12 protein-coding genes are annotated in these 14,263 nt (G+C 59.5%); 6 read left to right on the top strand and 6 right to left on the bottom strand.

Annotated elements, in window-relative coordinates:
• Positions 1–7: 7 nt before the first annotated feature.
• The 5 genes from prmA to ppa all read right to left on the bottom strand — a co-directional run bounded on the left by prmA (position 8) and on the right by ppa (position 5,860).
• Positions 8–919, bottom strand: coding sequence for a 50S ribosomal protein L11 methyltransferase (gene prmA, locus R84865_RS01675; protein WP_435638668.1), 912 nt, complete (start codon positions 917–919; stop codon positions 8–10).
• A gap of 169 nt (positions 920–1,088) precedes the next feature.
• The gene (gene accC / locus R84865_RS01670) at positions 1,089–2,432 is read right to left on the bottom strand and encodes an acetyl-CoA carboxylase biotin carboxylase subunit (protein WP_435631714.1); all 1,344 of its coding nucleotides are present in this window, start codon (positions 2,430–2,432) and stop codon (positions 1,089–1,091) included.
• Between the two features lie 37 nt (positions 2,433–2,469).
• Positions 2,470–2,934 carry an acetyl-CoA carboxylase biotin carboxyl carrier protein gene (gene accB / locus R84865_RS01665; RefSeq protein ID WP_435631713.1) on the bottom strand — a complete coding sequence of 155 codons (465 nt, stop codon included), beginning with the start codon at positions 2,932–2,934 and terminating at the stop codon, positions 2,470–2,472.
• 221 nt (positions 2,935–3,155) lie between these two features.
• On the bottom strand, positions 3,156–5,045 hold the full coding sequence (gene dsbD / locus R84865_RS01660) for a protein-disulfide reductase DsbD (protein WP_435638667.1): 1,890 nt from the start codon (positions 5,043–5,045) through the stop codon (positions 3,156–3,158).
• A 278-nt stretch (positions 5,046–5,323) separates the two neighbouring features.
• Positions 5,324–5,860, bottom strand: coding sequence for an inorganic diphosphatase (gene ppa / locus R84865_RS01655; RefSeq protein ID WP_435631711.1), 537 nt, complete (start codon positions 5,858–5,860; stop codon positions 5,324–5,326).
• 277 nt (positions 5,861–6,137) lie between these two features.
• Between ppa and R84865_RS01650 the strand changes: the two genes are divergently transcribed.
• The gene (locus R84865_RS01650) at positions 6,138–7,913 is read left to right on the top strand and encodes a bifunctional protein-serine/threonine kinase/phosphatase (RefSeq protein ID WP_435638666.1); all 1,776 of its coding nucleotides are present in this window, start codon (positions 6,138–6,140) and stop codon (positions 7,911–7,913) included.
• An 86-nt stretch (positions 7,914–7,999) separates the two neighbouring features.
• Positions 8,000–9,361 carry a UDP-N-acetylmuramate:L-alanyl-gamma-D-glutamyl-meso-diaminopimelate ligase gene (gene mpl, locus R84865_RS01645; protein WP_435638665.1) on the top strand — a complete coding sequence of 454 codons (1,362 nt, stop codon included), beginning with the start codon at positions 8,000–8,002 and terminating at the stop codon, positions 9,359–9,361.
• 117 nt (positions 9,362–9,478) lie between these two features.
• Here mpl and R84865_RS01640 read toward each other — a convergent pair whose 3' ends face one another.
• Entirely contained in the window at positions 9,479–10,891 is a 1,413-nt protein-coding gene (locus R84865_RS01640; protein ID WP_435636932.1) for a bifunctional DedA family/phosphatase PAP2 family protein, read from the bottom strand.
• Between the two features lie 236 nt (positions 10,892–11,127).
• Between R84865_RS01640 and R84865_RS01635 the strand changes: the two genes are divergently transcribed.
• The 4 genes from R84865_RS01635 to rlmH all read left to right on the top strand — a co-directional run bounded on the left by R84865_RS01635 (position 11,128) and on the right by rlmH (position 14,186).
• A complete protein-coding gene (locus R84865_RS01635; protein WP_435638664.1) occupies positions 11,128–12,417 on the top strand; it encodes a glutamate-5-semialdehyde dehydrogenase in 1,290 nt (429 codons plus the stop codon).
• Positions 12,410–13,063 (top strand): nicotinate-nucleotide adenylyltransferase, encoded by a 654-nt coding sequence (gene nadD / locus R84865_RS01630; RefSeq protein ID WP_435638663.1) that lies wholly within the window; start codon positions 12,410–12,412, stop codon positions 13,061–13,063. Before R84865_RS01635 ends, nadD begins: the two co-directional genes overlap by 8 nt.
• A 308-nt stretch (positions 13,064–13,371) precedes the next feature.
• Positions 13,372–13,722: a ribosome silencing factor gene (gene rsfS, locus R84865_RS01625; RefSeq protein WP_025732910.1), complete on the top strand. Its 351-nt coding sequence runs from the start codon at positions 13,372–13,374 to the stop codon at positions 13,720–13,722.
• A complete protein-coding gene (rlmH, locus tag R84865_RS01620; protein WP_435631705.1) occupies positions 13,719–14,186 on the top strand; it encodes a 23S rRNA (pseudouridine(1915)-N(3))-methyltransferase RlmH in 468 nt (155 codons plus the stop codon). Before rsfS ends, rlmH begins: the two co-directional genes overlap by 4 nt.
• The last annotated feature ends 77 nt before the right edge of the window (positions 14,187–14,263 follow it).

Below are 14,263 nucleotides of genomic sequence, written 5' to 3'. Positions count from 1 at the left end.
TGCCAGCTTAGCTTGGCAAATGGCCACTCACGCGCACCCAGCCTTCGCGCGTGGCGATATCATCGACGATCAGGCCCTGCTGATGATACGCATCGACCAGACCGTCAGCCTGATTGGCGAGAATGCCTGAAAGCGCAAAACGTGCGCCCGGGGCCATGCGGGATGCCAGCGTCGGCGCCAGTTCGACCAGCGGGCCGGCCAGAATGTTGGCCACCACGATCGCGTACTGGCGCTGCGGCTCGTGCTCGGGCAGTGCAACCGCCAACTGCTGTTCGTCGATGCCGTTACGCTCGGCGTTATCGCGGGTGGCCAGCAGTGCCTGCGGATCGATATCAACGCCCTGCGCAAAGTGCGCGCCCAGTTTCAGCGCGGCAATCGCCAGAATGCCCGAGCCGCAGCCAAAGTCGAGCACCTCGGTATCGCTTAGCGCGTCTGCAATGGCGAGCCCATCGAGCCATTCAAGACACAGCGCAGTAGTGGGATGAGTGCCGGTGCCGAACGCAAGCCCCGGGTCGAGCATCAGATTAACTGCATCGGGCTCGGGGGCGTCGGTCCAGCTCGGCACAATCCACAGCTTCTGGCCCATTTTCAGCGGCTCGAAGCCGTCCATCCATTCGCGGCTCCAGTCCTTGTCCTGCAGCACTTCATAGTCGATCTCGGGGCAGGGTGTCTCGGGCTCTACTGCGCTCCAGCCGGCTCGCACGCGCTCCAGCATCGCATCGACACCTTCCAGATCATCGTAGAGGCCGGTCAGCACCGTTTCCGCCCACAGCGGCGTAGTGCCCAAATCCGGCTCGTAGAGCGGGCGATCCTCCGCATCCTCGAAGGTAATGGCTTGAGCGCCTTCATCGAGCAGCAGTGATTCGAGGGTTTCTGCGTAGGATGGGGCAACGCGCGCGTGAAGCTGTAGCCATGCCATGAAAGTGATCCTGATTACCGTTATGAATGAATAAGCACGTGAAAGAAGTAGTGCGAGAGAGTGGCGCATCGCCTGCGCAGATACAAGTCGCGTAACGCAGGATATAAAACACACCGGGGAGGCCCGCTTGAACGAGACCTCCCCGGCGATGGTGCTTTACAGCGTAGGCTTAGCTTAGACCGAGCTTGTGCTCAAGATAATGGATGTTAACGCCGCCTTTCATGAAGGCTTCGTCAACTACCAGATCCTGCTGCAGTTCGATGTTGGTCTTGATGCCTTCCACCAGCAGTTCGTCGAGCGCGTTACGCATGCGTACCAGTGCGCTGGCGCGGTCTTCACCGTGGGTGATCAGCTTGCCGATCAATGAATCGTAGTTCGGCGGCACCGAGTACCCCGTGTACAGGTGTGAATCCATGCGCACGCCAATACCGCCGGGGGCGTGGTAGAAGGTGACCTTGCCGGGGGACGGCATAAAGGTGCGCGAATCCTCTGCGTTGATACGACACTCGAAGGCGTGGCCGTTTTCCTGCACATCGTCCTGAGTGATCGACAGCGGCAGGCCGGAAGCGATGCGCAGCTGCTCTTTGACGATATCAATGCCGGTAATCATCTCGGTAACCGGGTGCTCAACCTGCACGCGGGTGTTCATTTCGATGAAGAAATATTCGCCGTCTTCATACAGAAATTCGAACGTACCTGCACCGCGATAGCCGATTTGAATGCACGCATCGACGCAGCGCTTCAGCACTTTGGCGCGCGCCTCGGGATCGAGATGCGGGGCAGGCGCTTCTTCGAGCACCTTCTGGTGACGACGTTGCAGCGAGCAGTCGCGGTCATACAGATGGACGGCATTGCCCTGACCGTCGGCCAATACTTGAATTTCGACGTGGCGCGGGCGTTCAAGGAATTTCTCCATGTACACCACGCTAGAGCCAAACGCCGCTCCGGCTTCGCTTTTGGTAATCGCGACCGCACCCACGAGCTCATCCGGGCTACGCACGACGCGCATACCGCGACCGCCGCCACCGGCTGCGGCTTTGATGATAACGGGGTAGCCGATGCGCTCGGCGATGGCCAACTGTGCTTGTTCATCGTCGGGAAGCGGGCCGTCGGAACCGGGTACGGTAGGTACGCCGGCGGCTTTCATTGCTTCGATGGCCGATACCTTGTCGCCCATCAGGCGAATAACGTCGGCGGTCGGTCCCACGAAGGTGAAGCCGGAGCGCTCGACCTGCTCGGCAAAGTCAGCGTTTTCCGACAGGAAGCCGTAGCCAGGATGGATGGCCTGGGCATCGGTAACTTCGGCAGTAGAGATGAGTGCCGGAATATTCAGATAAGAAGCTGGCGAAGGGGCCGGGCCGATACAAACGGCTTCATCGGCAAGGCGGACATGAAGAAGATCACGATCGGCCTTGGAGTGCGCGGCGACGGTCTTGATGCCGAGCTCTTTGCACGCACGCAGGATGCGCAGTGCGATTTCGCCACGGTTGGCGATCAGTACCTTTTGCAACATAAGGCGACTCTCTGGCGTTGGTGAAAGAAGAGGGGTATCAACCGATCACTACCAGAGGCTGGTCAAATTCGACCGGCTCGCCGTCTTCGACCAGGATGGCTTCGATAACGCCGTCTTTATCCGCTTCGATCTGGTTCATCATTTTCATTGCTTCAACGATGCACACAGTATCGCCTTTCTTGACGCTTTGACCGACTTCGGCGAAGGATTTCGCACCGGGAGCAGGAGAGCGATAGAAGGTACCTACCATGGGAGATTTCACCTGATGACCCGCAGGTACTGCGTCTTCTGCCGGTGCTGGTGCAGCAGCGGGGGCGGCTGCCGGTGCCGGGGCTGCAGCGGGCGCTGCGCCGGTGTAATAGGTAGCGGGGGCAGGAGCCACCGCGCCCTGGGCACCGCCGCGGCTGATGCGTACGGATTCTTCGCCTTCCTGGATTTCAATTTCACTGATGTTTGATTCTTCGAGAAGCTCGATCAGCTTTTTGACTTTGCGAATGTCCATGAAAATCCTGTGGAAAAAGAAATAAAAAATGCGGTGCCAGTGGCTGTTTTAATGGAACACGGCGCCGCCTTGAATAAAGTTCAGCATACGCTGTTAACCATGTTACAAACCGGCAAGATAGCGTCACGATTGTCGACGTTAGTGTGTTTGTAACGGTTGGTAGCGAAGTTTGCCCAAAATTAATGCGGCTGTCCAGTAGCGATAGGTGTAGATCGCTTCCGTTAGCCGATTTTATCGCTCGCGTTGATAATTTGCTCAGCGTTGGGCTCTCCCTGAAGACGCAGCTCGCGCTTTTCCTTGCCATCGCGGAAAAATAGCAAGGTAGGGGGGCCATACAGGCCGTAGCGCTTCAGCAGGCGGCGCGCGTCTTCGCTATTGGCGGTCACATCGAAACGAATCAGCGTGAGCTTGCCTAGCGCCGCCGCCACCTCAGGGCGAGTAAACAGATCGGCTTCCATCGCTTTGCACGCTACGCACCAATCGGCATACAGATCGACCAGCACCGGCTTGCCTTGCTGTGCCGACTGCGCGAGCGTTTTGTCGAGCTGATCAATGCTGGATAGGGTGGTGAAGCTCGGCGTGGGCGTTGCGGTGCTTTCGCGCGAAGTAGGCAGCGTCGCGGCTGATAGCGGCTTGAGCGGATCGCCATTGCCCATCGCTGCGCCCACCAGACAGCACAGTGCCCATGCGCCAAGCAGCAGCGCCAGCGCGCGCAGGAAGTGCGGAGCCTTGCGCTCGAGCGCGCCGAGATAGAGCGCTGCCGCCAGCATTAGCGCGGCATAGCCCACCAGCACCGCTGCGGCGGGTAGCCAGCCGCCCACCAGCCACAACGCAACCGCCAGCAGCGCCAGCGAACACAGGTTGCGCACGCGCTCCATCCAGGCACCGCGTCGCGGCACAACGCTGCTGCCGAATACGCTGACCAGCATCAGCGGGATACCCATGCCTAGCCCCAGTGCGAGCAGCGACAGCGCGCCGCCCAGCGCATTGCCGGTAGTGGATAGATAGGTCAGAACGCCCGCCAGCGGTGCTGATAGGCAGGGGCTAATCACCAGCGTTGATATCGCGCCTGCGATCACTAGCCCAAACGGCCCCATCTGTCGGAAGCGTTCTTCCAGCGCTGCGGTGCGGTGTCCCCAGCCGGTGCTTGGCAGTTTGATCCATTCGTTGGTCAATAGCGCTAGCACAACGAAAATCAGCGCGAAGGGCACGACGACCCAAGGCGACTGCATGTGGGCCTGAAGGTTAAGGCCGCCACCAATCAGGCCCACCACCAGACCGATGGCGGCATAGGTAACGACCATCCCTGCCACATAACATCCCGACAGGAGCAAGGCACGTTTCAGTGAGGCATTCTGCCCGACAATCAGCGCCGAAATGATCGGTAGCATGGGCAGCACGCACGGCGTTAGCACCAGTCCTGCGCCGGCGAAAAATAGCAGCAGCAGTTGCCACGCACTTACCGCTGGCACGGAGCTGGCGGTGTCGGCGGGCGCAGTATCGGTCGTTGGCTGAGCGGTGGAGGAAGACGCCGCGGTTTTTTCGGCCGCCGACGAGGCGTTGTCGGTACTGGAGCGTGGCCGGTCGAACTGTGCAGGGCGCGGGCCGGATTCCACGCTCAGGGTGCGACGCTCAGGTGCATAGCAGAGCCCTTTCTCGGCGCAGCCCTGATAGTCGAGCGTCACCTTAGGGGTATCGCCATCCCCCTGCTTGATGGGAGTGCGGAACACCAACTGCTGGTGAAACACGCTGACGTCACCCATAAAGCGATCGGATTTGAATTCACCCGCGGGTAGTTCAGGCGTGCCGAGCGTGAGGTTGCCGTCCTCCGCCTTCAGGTGAATGCGGTCGCGATAAAGATAGTAGCCGGGGTGGATCTCGATACCGATCCAGATACTGTGCTGATCGCGCCAACTGTGCAGCTTGAACGCTTTATCGACGGGTAGGAAATCACTGTGCGCGGCGTTGGATACCGGAGAAGGCGATGCATCGGCGGGGTTGCTTTTGGCAGCGCCCGGCAGCGGATCCTGTTGAAACAGTGAATCCGCATGGGATAGCGGGGCAGCAAGCAGGCTTGCCAGCATCAGTAGCAGGGGAAATAAGTAACGCATGAGGGCTCTCTTGGTCCAACGGTCGCGCGGCGTCCTCATAATGAGGGCCGCAACAGCGATGCGCAACTGCTGCTAGGGAGAAGATGCCCCATTTAACCGAGAGTGAGCGGGCGGGCGCTATGGCCAGCTATAAGGCACGCCTTTTGGCACGTAGCGCGATACTAACCGTGAAGCGTCAGCGAAGTCGCTTCAGCATCCACACTGCTGCCGCTCACCTTGGTATTCACGTGCAAAAATGCCCGCCTAAGCGGGCATTGATGAGCTGATACTGGCAGAAATTACTGCTGTTCAGCCTTGTACGCTTCTACTGCCTGGTTGATCAGCTTGGTGGCAACGTCTTTATCGCCCCAGCCTTCTACCTTGACCCATTTGCCTTTCTCGAGATCCTTGTAGTTCTCGAAGAAGTGCACGATCTGCTGGCGCAGTAGCTCCGGCAGGTCGCCGATGTTTTCAACATCGTCATAGACCTTGGTCAGTTTGGTGTGCGGCACGCAGATGAGTTTGGCATCGACACCCGCTTCGTCGGTCATGCGCAGTACGCCCACCGGGCGCGCACGAATTACGCTGCCCGGCTGAACCGGATAAGGTGTGACGACCAGCGCGTCGGCTGGATCGCCATCGTCGGCCAGCGTTTGGGAGATGTAGCCATAGTTGGCTGGGTAAAACATTGGGGTAGCGAGGAAGCGATCCACCATCAGGGCATCGAAGTCTTTATCTACTTCGTATTTGATTGGCGCATGGTTGGCGGGAATCTCGATAACTACGTAGATATCTTCCGGTACGTCTTTTCCCGGCGTAATGCTTGAAAAACTCATGTTTGGACCTTGAGTGCCTTGTTCGCAAATTGGTGTGTCGAGTATACGAATAGCGCTTAAGGATTACCAATTCCTTTATGTTACCTGCAGCCGGGGGGCGCTGAACGTCAGCTACTCGGAGTAGCTGCCTTATCGTTCCGACCGCTGGTAACGAAAGGATAGCGGCGTTGAATTGGCACTGTGCGCGCGCTGTGAAAGCGCGCTGGACCTGCGGCGCATATCGCGAAGGTGGCGCGGTTGTGGCAAGCTTGCAGGCTGGTAAGCGGCGGCGATAACAATGGCAGGGGGAAGAGTGCCGATGGGGCTTAGGGTAAGCGTTGGTCAGGCACGGCTGGCGTCTGAGCGGCAGCAGCGTTCAGCGGTAGCGGTGCAGTTGGCCGAAGGTGATTCGCACGAGCGCTTTGACGCCTGTGCGTTAATCGCTGATTCGCCGTGGCGTAATGCGATTGCACGCCAGGCGGCTGACCTTGCTATCAAAGGATTTCTTGCCGACTACCCGTCCACGCCAGCGGAGTGGCCGATCAAGCGGGCGGCTACGCGTGTGCTGCTGGCGCTCAACGGGTGGTGTTTCAGTCAGAGTCGCTTTGTCGCCAGCGGCAGCTATGTCAGCTCGCTGTCAGCGCTGATTCTTCATCACGATCAAGGCCACTTGTTTCATGCTGGCGACACCGTGGTGTATCGCTTGCGCGGCGCTGAAATAGAGCAGCTGACCCGTGAACACATTACCGATTTAGGCGGCTATCGCTATCCCTCGCGCGCGCTTGGAATGGATGCCAGCCTCGACCTTGACTACCTGACGCTGCCGTTGGTGCAGGGCGATCTGTTCCTGTTTGCCACCCAGGCGGTGCGCGGTATTTTACTGCCCAGCGACTACATGCAGCTGATTCGTGAGCACAGCGCTGATCTCGATGCGGCCTGTTTGGCGCTGGCTGAGCGAGCGGCTGAACTGGCCGCCGGTCGTGGCGTGTCGGCGGAATCGATCTGCTTCCAATTGATGCGCGTGGATCGCTTGGATGACCTGTGGCCCGCAGCGAGCGATCGCGACCGCCTGCCGCTGCCCCCTGAACTGGCGCCTGGCGATGAAATCGACGGCTACTGGATCGAAGAGCTTCTTTCCAGCGGAAATCAGCAGCGCGTGTATCGCGTTCGGGATGCGGCAAGTGGCGACCGCTTGCTGATGGCAACGCCCGCGCTCGAAATGTCGGGCAGCCACGATTATCTTTATCTATTCGACCGCCAGCGCGACATGCTGGGGGCGCTGCGCTCACCGCATGTTAATCGTCTCGAAACATCGCGGCGCGCACCGTCCTACCATTATTATCTGATGCGCTATATAGAAGGCGAGACGCTGGGTCAGTGGATTCGTCAGCATGCGGATATCGGTCTGGCGCAGCGCCTGGAAATTGGCCGCCAAATGACCAAAGCGGTCAGCGCACTGCATCGGCGCGAGTTTCTCCACCAATCGCTGAGCCCAAACAGTTTCGTGGTCGATCGCCATGGACAAGTGGTGCTGACCGAGTTCGCTGCCTGCTGTCCGCGTGATACGCCGGCGGAGATGGCGCGCTCGCTGGCGCAGGGGGCGGGCATCAACGATTTCGCGGCGCCGGAATATTGGCTGGGGCTGGAGGTAGGGCGGCGCAGCGACCAATACTCGCTCGCCTCGATAATTTACTGGTTGCTAAGTTATTCAGCCGCTTATGAGCGAAGTGGCAAGGGGCGGCCGATTGCAGGTATGGGCCGTGGCGGCTATCTACCGTACAAGCCGTTGGCGCAGAAGCTGCGTACTGAACACGATCTTGGCGCGCTAGAGTATGTGCCGCTGACGCGCTGGGTGAACAATGCGCCGCCATCGTTGGATAACCTGCTGCGGCGTGCGGTGTCGCCCAAACGCAGCATGCGTTTCAGGCGTCTTTACGAACTGATGGTGGGGCTGCGCCGCGCCGATGCGCAAACGGCACAATCGCGCCGGCGCGGCTCGCGACAATTGCAGCTATGGCGCGCAATCGCACTGCTGCTGGTGTTTGGCTGGCTGATCAGCTGGTGGTTTAAATAGCGGCCAGGTTGAGCAGCGGTGGCGGCTATGCTCGAATCGCCGTGGCAATCGTTTGCAACAAGAATTCAACGTTAAGGTTTTGGTTAATGCACATTCACGTGGTGGGTATCTGTGGCACCTTCATGGGCAGCCTTGCGCTGCTGGCACGCGCTCAGGGGCATCGTGTTACCGGCTCCGATGCCAATGTTTACCCGCCCATGAGCACCCAGCTTGAAAAGCAGGGCATTACGCTGATCGATGGTTTTAGTGCCGACAACCTGAGCCCGCGGCCTGATCTGGTGGTTATCGGTAATGCGCTGTCGCGTGGCAATCCCGAAGTGGAAGCGGTGCTGGATCAACGCCTACATTACGTGAGCGGCCCTCAACTACTGCGTGAGCAGGTGCTGGGCGAGCGTCAGGTGCTGGCGGTTGCCGGCACTCATGGCAAGACCACCACGGTGAGCATGCTGGCGTGGATTCTTGATTATGCCGGTATGCAGCCTGGCTTTCTGATTGGTGGCGTGCCCGGTAACTTCGACGTTTCGGCGCGCATCGGCGATCAGCGGGCGCCCTTCGTGGTAGAGGCCGATGAGTACGACAGCGCCTTCTTCGATAAGCGTTCCAAGTTTGTTCACTACCGGCCTGATGTCGCGGTGCTCAACAATCTCGAGTACGACCATGCCGATATCTTTCCCGATCTGGCCGCTATCGAGCGCCAGTTTCACCATCTGGTACGCACGGTGCCGGCTCACGGGCGGCTGCTGGTGGCGGCGCAGCAGCCGGCGCTTGAGCGCGTGATCGAAATGGGCTGCTGGACGCCCGTTGAGCATTTCGGTACCAGCGCCGACAGTGACTGGCAGTTGCTCAACTCGACGCCGGACGGCAAGGGCTTCACGCTGCGTTACGGTGATCAAACGGCCAGTGTCGAATGGAGCTTGAGCGGCAGCTATAACCAGCTTAACGCACTGGCGGCTGCCGCTGCGGCACAGTCGGTAGGTGTGCCGCTGGCGACAGCGGCGCAAGCGCTCGCTCAATTCAAGGCCCCGCGTCGACGTCAGGAAGTGCGTGGCACGGTGGCGGATATTACGGTCATGGACGACTTCGCGCATCACCCGACCGCCATCGCCCAGACGCTTGATGGTTTGCAGGCGCAGCATTCGGATGGACGGGTGCTGGCAGTTATCGAGCCACGTTCCAATACCATGAAGCTGGGCGCCATGCGCGATCGTCTGGCGGAGGCCGCGGCCAAGGCCGATGCGGTGTACTGGTATCAGCCGCCGCATCTGGATTGGTCGCTGCAGGAAGTTGCCGACGTAAGCCCTGTGCCCGCCCGGGTGTTTACCTCGATGGATGCCTTGATTGCCACGCTGGTGAAGGATGCCCGCGCTGCTGACCTGATTGTTGGAATGAGCAACGGCAGCTTTGATGGCTTCCACCAAAAGCTGTTGGACGCTCTAGCCCAGCAGTAGCGGCATTATTGACGTCAAAAAGGAGCGCTAAGGCGCTCCTTTTTTGTTTTGCCACCAGGCATGAGGTCTGGCGGAAAAGCGTTGCCGTTACGCTGGCAACAGTGCATATAGCAGCGATCAGTGCAGCATTGGGAAGGCGACACGTAGCGCCACCAGTACGATCGAGGCCGAGAGTATCCAGCCCCAGTGTGCCCACGAAATGCGCTGTTTGGCGAAGAAGGGATAGCTGATACGTACGGCGGCGCAGATGGCCACGCCGAGCAAGGCGCCGCCAATCAGATCGCTGGCCCAATGCACGCCGTAGGCAAGCCGCGATACCGCCACTACCATGGCTGCCAGCGTTGCCCCCCAATAGGGCCAGTTGCGCCAGGCGCTGGGAAGACGCGCGGCAACAAAGGCGGCCCCCAGTCCGAGCATCACCACGATCGCAGTGGTATGGGCGCTGGGATAAGAAAACGAATGGGAAAGGTGATCCGGCGTATTGGGGCGAATGCGGCCTACACCGTGCTTGATCAGAATCACGCTAACGCTGAGCAACACCCCCGCGGCCAGCCAGTGCAGTACCAGTGCGTAGTAGCGGCGATACAGCCACCACAGCATCCACGGCAGCATGAACATAGCGATGCCAATGCGGTCCGCCATTAGATCGATGACATGTGCCACCTGCTGAGGCCAGCGGTGAGTCGCCAGCTCGGTAAATAACCGATAGCTGCGCACGTCGATGGCGAGCGGATTTTCACGATGGGCGATAACAATCCACGTCCAGACAATCAACGCCACCAGGCTGATCAGCAGCAGTAGCGCAGCGGCCACCGGTGGCTCACGGCTGGTGCAGGCGCGCTGGCTGCGCCGCCACAAGCGTCGTCCAAAACGCGTCTGGCGGGCCCAATTCAGCACGCTGCGGTAGCCGATACGTGGACGCGAGAACAGATTGCGTAGCCATGAGAAGGTGAGCAGCGCAATAAAGGCAATAAAGACGAACTGAATCAGCCACATGGTGGTGTCTTGCGACAGTGCCTGGGTTTCCTGCCAGGCATGGCCCAAATAGTAGCCGGGTAGAATATAGAGCGGGGCCCAGCCGATGGCCGACAGCACGTTAACCAGCGAGAAGCGCCAGCTAGGCATGTCGAGCATGCCCGCGACCATCGGCACGATGGGGCGCACCGGCCCGACAAACCTTCCCAGCAATACTGATAAAGCACCGTAACGCTTAAAAAATTGCTGACCGCGATCAAGCCAGCCGGTGTGCTTGGAGAATGGCCACACCCGATGCAGTCGGTGGCGCTGGCTCTTGCCTAGCCAATAGCTAACGCCATCGCCAATGACTGCCCCCAGAGCGCCGCTTACCAGCACCCAGGGAACTGAAATGTCGGCGGTGCCTGCCAGTGATGCCACCATCGTCATCATTACCGTGCCGGGCAGCACCAGCCCGATGATGGCGATCGATTCCAATGCAGCAAACAGTGCAATAACGACGAGCAGCGCCCAAGGCGCTTGAGTCAGGTAATCGGTCCAGAAAGCGAGACTCATGCGGTGTTCCCTGCAATATCCATGCGACATCGAACGTCAGTAGTTGCGCAACCGTGGCTATTTGGGCTGCGCTCGCGCTCGTTCCTTATAGCCCCCAAGTGTATACGAAAGCGCTCACGCAAGTCGCTGTGATTAGCGGCGTTTTTGTACCCGTACGGGCTGTGCCTTATAGTAAAGCCATCGATCTTGGGCAAGCGCTCAAGGGTGCAGTCAAATCACGTGACAGGAGGCCCTAGATGGCTGATCAGCAGGCAAACGGGCAGCAGCACGTTAATGCAGCGAGTTATGTGTCAGAGTTGGGGCAGGCAGCGCGACAGGCAGCGGGAGAGGTCGCGATTGCCGACACGCGCATCAAGAACCTGGCGTTGGAGAAAATTGCTGACCATCTCGACCAAGCGCGTCAGCGCATCAAGCAAGCCAATCAGCGCGATCTGGAAGCAGCGCGCGAGCGCGGCCTTGATAGTGCCCTGATCGATCGGCTGGAGCTCACCGACGGCCGTATTGATGGAATGATCAGTGGGCTTGCCACGGTCGCCTCGCTGGATGATCCGGTAGGGCAGCTCGATGGCGTCAAGCGTCAGCGGAATGGTCTCGAAATCGGCAAAATGCGTGTGCCGATTGGCGTTATTGGGATTATTTTCGAGTCGCGTCCCAACGTTACCATCGATGCGGCCGCACTATGCTTGAAATCAGGCAATGTATGCATTCTGCGCGCAGGCTCCGAAGCGCGCCATTCGGTGGCAGAAATTGCCACCTGCATCACTCAGGGTTTGAAGGAAGCGGGCTTGCCTGAGGCGGCGGTGCAGGTGGTGGCGCACACTGATCGCGAAATTGTGGGCGAAATGGTACGTGCCAGCGATTTTGTCGATTTGATCATTCCACGTGGCGGTCGCTCTCTGATCGAGCGCATCAGCAATGAGGCTCGGGTGCCGGTACTCAAGCATCTTGACGGTATTTGTCACATTTATGTCGATGCAGGCGCCGATCTAAACAGCGCCGCCGACATTGCCTTCAATGCCAAAACCTACCGCTATGGCATTTGCGGTGCCATGGAAACGCTGCTGGTCAATCAGCAGGTTGCCGCTGAATTGGTGCCTGCTATCGCCCAGCGCCTGACCGATCACGGTGTCGAAGTGCGGGGCTGCGAGGAAGTGCAGCGCCTCTATCCTGATGCGGTAGCAGCCAGCGAAAGCGATTGGTCGAGCGAGTATCTCGGGCCCATTCTATCGATCAAGGTCGTGGCAGATGTCGATGCCGCCATCGCGCACATCAATCACTACGGCTCCCACCACACCGATAGCATCATTTCCGATCACTTGGGCAACGTGCAGCGCTTCACCCGCGCGGTCGACTCCAGCTCGGTGGTGGTCAACGCACCGACCTGCTTCGCGGATGGCGCCGAGTATGGGCTGGGCGCGGAAATCGGCATTTCTACCGACAAGCTGCACGCGCGCGGCCCGGTCGGGCTGGAAGGGCTGACGACTCAGAAATATCTGGTGGTCGGGCGAGGGCAACTGCGTGGCTGAACGTCGTGTCGCCATGTTTGGCGGAACCTTCGATCCCATTCACATCGGGCACCTGCGCTCCGCGGTTGAGCTGCGCGAAGTGCTGGGCATCGATCACCTGCACATGATCGTTAACCGGCTGCCGCCGCACCGCGAAACGCCCGGTATCTCGGCCGCTGATCGGCTGGCGATGGTCAAGGCCGGGGTGGGAGACACGCCGGGTCTGATTGTCGATGCGCGTGAAGTGGAGCGCGAGGGTCCGTCGTGGTCGCTGCTAACGCTCAAGTCATTGCGTGAAGAATATGGCGCCGATGCGCGGCTGGTGATGGCGATCGGGATGGATAGCTATCAGCATCTTGATCAGTGGCATCAGGTAGAGGCGCTGTTCGAGGTGGCGCACGTGGTGGTGATTGATCGCCCGGGCAGTGATTTCACTCCCTCGCAGCAGTTGCTCGAGTTGGTCGAGCCGCACCGAGTCGACTCGCTGGAGGCGCTGTTTTCAGCGCCCAATGGTCATTTCATGCAGGTGGCGTTGCCTTCTCCTGTCGATGTCTCGGCAACGGATCTACGTCGCCGCGTAGCCGAGGGGCGAAGCATTCGTTATCTGGTGCCCGATCGGGTCGAGCAACTGATTACACAGCAGCACTTCTATCGCGCTGGAGGTTAGCAAGGCGCTCTGGCGTTGATCGATTGCCGAGCGCGAGCGTTACGCTATTTATGCCTTATAGGCGCGAGGGGGTGCCCGAACCCAAGCGTTAGTGGCGATGGATATCGCTTCTTCGCTATAGCTGTCACAATGAAGCAAGTAGCGGCGCCACAAATGCGATAGAATACGCGCCTTGATTTGCGCTGCGGGGGCGGCAGGTTTGCCACGGCAAGGTGTTGGAGGTTGCAAAGCGCCACGCAGAATAAACGCTGAGCACCGCGCCCGCCCGTAATGCCACGACTTATTGATAGGATACCGTCCTTACTACTATGCAAAAAGAATCTCTCGCGGCTTTGGTGGTCGATGCCCTCGACGATCTCAAAGCTCAGGATATCGTCGAAATCGACGTTGCCGAACTGACCAGCGTGACCGATGTCATGATCATTGCCAGTGGTACGTCCAGCCGCCACGTTAGCGCCATTGCTAACAGCGTCGTTACCAAGCTCAAGGAAGCCGGCGTTCAGCCGCTGGGCGTAGAAGGCCGCGGCGGTGCCGATTGGGTGCTGGTCGATGTGGGTGATGTTGTGGTGCATGTGATGCTGCCCGACACCCGCAAACTTTATGATCTTGAGAAACTGTGGAGCGATCTGCCGTTGGATCGTAGCGACATTCAGCAATGAAGCTGAGGATGCTGGCGGTGGGCACACGCATGCCTGCGTGGGTGACCAGCGGCGTTGATGAATACAAAAAGCGCATGCCACGCGAGTGCAGTCTCGAGATAGAAGAGATTGCCCCCGGTACGCGCGGCAAGAACGCCGATATCGCCAAAGCGATCAGCAGCGAAGGCGACGCCGTGCTGGAGCGGTTGAAGGGTAACCCCGAGGTGGTGGCGCTGGATGTTAAGGGCAAGCCGTGGAGCACCCACGACCTGGCCGACAACCTTGAGCAGTGGAAACTGGGCGGACGCGATGTGGCGTTTTTGATCGGCGGCCCTGATGGGCTCGATGCGCGCTGTCTCGAACGTGCCGATCGACGCTGGTCGCTGTCGCCGCTTACCTTGCCCCATCCGCTGGTGCGTATCGTTCTGGCCGAGCAGCTGTATCGCGCCTGGACGCTGACCATTGGTCACCCGTATCACCGCTAGAGTAGCAAAGGCGCGCCCCCTTGTGCGGTGGTGTGCCGGCGACGCTTGTGACAAAGGCAGCACGACTTACGAAATGG

The sequence above is a fragment of the Carnimonas bestiolae genome (assembly GCF_051251145.1).
GTDB lineage: Bacteria > Pseudomonadota > Gammaproteobacteria > Pseudomonadales > Halomonadaceae > Carnimonas > Carnimonas bestiolae.
This window is presented reverse-complemented; position numbering and strand designations above follow the sequence as displayed.

Excerpts from the sequence above, each read along its gene's own strand:
- R84865_RS01635 (WP_435638664.1), top strand. The coding sequence starts at position 11,128 with ATGGCTGATCAGCAGGCAAACGGGCAGCAGCACGTTAATGCAGCGAGT.
- rsfS (WP_025732910.1), top strand. The coding sequence starts at position 13,372 with ATGCAAAAAGAATCTCTCGCGGCTTTGGTGGTCGATGCCCTCGACGAT.
- rlmH (WP_435631705.1), top strand. The coding sequence starts at position 13,719 with ATGAAGCTGAGGATGCTGGCGGTGGGCACACGCATGCCTGCGTGGGTG.
- R84865_RS01640 (WP_435636932.1), bottom strand. The coding sequence starts at position 10,891 with ATGAGTCTCGCTTTCTGGACCGATTACCTGACTCAAGCGCCTTGGGCG.
- accB (WP_435631713.1), bottom strand. The coding sequence starts at position 2,934 with ATGGACATTCGCAAAGTCAAAAAGCTGATCGAGCTTCTCGAAGAATCA.
- accC (WP_435631714.1), bottom strand. The coding sequence starts at position 2,432 with ATGTTGCAAAAGGTACTGATCGCCAACCGTGGCGAAATCGCACTGCGC.
- prmA (WP_435638668.1), bottom strand. The coding sequence starts at position 919 with ATGGCATGGCTACAGCTTCACGCGCGCGTTGCCCCATCCTACGCAGAA.
- mpl (WP_435638665.1), top strand. The coding sequence starts at position 8,000 with ATGCACATTCACGTGGTGGGTATCTGTGGCACCTTCATGGGCAGCCTT.
- ppa (WP_435631711.1), bottom strand. The coding sequence starts at position 5,860 with ATGAGTTTTTCAAGCATTACGCCGGGAAAAGACGTACCGGAAGATATC.
- dsbD (WP_435638667.1), bottom strand. The coding sequence starts at position 5,045 with ATGCGTTACTTATTTCCCCTGCTACTGATGCTGGCAAGCCTGCTTGCT.
- R84865_RS01650 (WP_435638666.1), top strand. The coding sequence starts at position 6,138 with ATGGCAGGGGGAAGAGTGCCGATGGGGCTTAGGGTAAGCGTTGGTCAG.